Source organism: Ensifer oleiphilus, assembly GCF_013371465.1.
Lineage (GTDB): Bacteria > Pseudomonadota > Alphaproteobacteria > Rhizobiales > Rhizobiaceae > Ensifer > Ensifer oleiphilus.
Genome location: NZ_JABWDU010000025.1, coordinates 1 through 2207 on the forward strand (window position 1 = coordinate 1; position 2207 = coordinate 2207).

2 protein-coding genes are annotated in these 2207 nt (G+C 58.5%); one reads left to right on the forward strand and one right to left on the reverse strand.

Annotated features, from left to right (window positions below; translation table 11 throughout):
• The first annotated feature begins 236 nt into the window (after positions 1 to 236).
• Entirely contained in the window at positions 237 to 974 is a 738-nt protein-coding gene (locus HT585_RS31530) for a hypothetical protein (protein WP_176356700.1), read from the forward strand.
• Between the two features lie 6 nt (positions 975 to 980).
• Here HT585_RS31530 and HT585_RS31535 read toward each other — a convergent pair.
• On the reverse strand, positions 981 to 2207 hold a 1227-nt coding region (locus HT585_RS31535; protein ID WP_176356701.1), incomplete at its 5' end, for an ISNCY family transposase.

A 2207-nucleotide genomic window follows, 5' to 3' on the forward strand; every position in this document is an offset into this window, starting at 1 on the left:
ATGTCAAAGCTGATTAGAGGCGCGACGTTGCCAGCCATTTCGAAATGCGACACTGCCCGCCGGCTTGCTCTGCCAGTCAGCCCCCGATCCGACCGGCTGGTCCGGGTTGAAAGGGCGGAGCGGGGGCGGGTGATGACACTCCCCTTCGGCTTTAGCTTTCTCAGTAGCAATTGTTTTGTCGCCGGTTGATACTCGCTTGCACCTGCATAGGGCGAGGTAGGGATCACAGCCGCACGATGCTTCCGGAAATCAAGCTGCATGGTGACGTCGATGTCGCCGCACTGTCCCCACTTCTTCGCGGTATGCTTCTTTCGGTTGCCTATGCTGACGGTGAGGGCGGCATAGGATTGACGGCGACCGGCGCCATGAACCGCAAGTTCGTGCATTGGGCCGCTGTACACTTCCTTTGGCCAGGCTTCACAGCCGAAGACCTCTACAGCATGAACAAGGTGCTCAATGAAAGCGACATGCCGCCGCTTTGGGTCGTGCGCGACATGACCCGTCATCTGAAGCTTCTTCGCCGGAAAAAAGATGTGCTGCTGCCAACCAGACGCGGCCGGGAATTCCTGGTGAACCCGCAAGCCTTCTTCGATCTGGTCGCCACGGATTATCTCTATTCGTATGTCCATACCACCGAGCGGGAAGAGGAGGTCCGAGCGCGGTTACGCTGGTGGCGCATGTTCCTCAATCTTCTCAATATCAAAGCCAGAGAAGGGTGCACGCCAATAGACGTTGTGAAGATCCTCTATCCAGACTTGGCGCCTCTGTCGGACACCGAAATGACAATAGAAGCCTGGAAGTTGAAATCCGATCTCCAATATGGCGTCTTTCGACGCTTGTGCTGGCTCGGTGTGCTCTATGAGGCACGAGAAGGGCTCTCGCTCCTCCAGAATGGAGCCTTCCACAAGACGCCACTTTGGCCAGCTTGCCTGCAGTTGGAATCGGATACGCAGAGCGACATCGGCGTGCATTGACGCTCTTTATTCCGCCGCTGGCTGCCTCATCAACGCTTTCTCTCGTCGCGCAATCACCGCCGGATCGTTCATGAAATCCGTTCTCGGGCGGGGCTTGCGGCCGCGCTTCTGGTAGCCATTGCCCTTGCTGCCGTCACGAATACCAAACATATGATCCGTCTGACCGGTGCGGCGAGGGCCGCCTTTGCTGCGCTGCTGTTCGCGCCCTGCCTGCATCTCGGCGACAATTGACAGCATGTCGTCCAGCCGCTTGTTGTCGACGACCTCGGCACGATGCACCGAGCGCAACGTATCGAAGGTCCTGTAGGGCAGGGCAAAGCTCTGGTGCATGATCTCAAGCCGCCCATCCGGATAGTCGCAGACGATGACCTTCTGGCCGGCCAGAGGTCTGGAGATCTCTGTCGGATCGAGGATAAACAGCACCTTGTCGTAGCGTAGCGTCAGGGATTGCGACAGGGTTCGGACTTCCTTGCGGCACATGGCGCCATCAAGGTTCTCATGGTCGGCCAGCGGCCGGTGCATGTCCTTCGGGTTGCGCGGTGGCTTGCCGAACCGCGAATTGAAATCCGTGATGAACTCAGGCGCATAGGCATTGGCATCTTCGATCGTATTGATACCGCGAAGCCGCATCTCCTTGACCAGCCGATCCTGCAGCGTCTGGTTGGCCCGTTCCACACGGCCTTTTGCCTGCGGGGTGTTGGCGCAGATGATGTCGATGTTGAGTTCATAAAGCGCCCGGCCGAACTGTGTCAGGCCACTCGTCCGGTCTTTCTCCGACGCATGGAGCGAGCGGAAAACGCCATGCTTGTCGCTGTAGAACGCCAGCGGCTTGCCCCATTGCTGCAGGTAGGCCTTCGTCGCATGCAGGTAGTCGAATGTATTCTCCGATCCAGCAAAGCGAAGATGTAAAAGCTTGCCGGTGGCGTCATCAATATAGACGAGCAGGGCGCATTTGGGGCCGCGGTTCTCGAACCACCAGTGATGCGACCCATCGATCTGCACCAGTTCGCCAAAGCAGTCGCGCCGGCCGCGTGGCTGGAAAACCCGTTTCTTGCGTTCCCGACGCGAGATCCAGATGCCAGCCTCGGTCATCCATTGCCGCAGCGTCTCCTTGGCAACAGAAATCCGGTGCAGTTCGATGAGCTTCTCGCGCGCTAACGTCGGACCAAAATCCAGATAGCGTTCGCGGATCAGATCCAGCGCCGCATTGCGGAAATCCTCGCTGTGGCGCCG

Excerpts from the sequence above, each read along its gene's own strand:
- HT585_RS31530 (WP_176356700.1), top strand. The coding sequence starts at position 237 with ATGCTTCCGGAAATCAAGCTGCATGGTGACGTCGATGTCGCCGCACTG.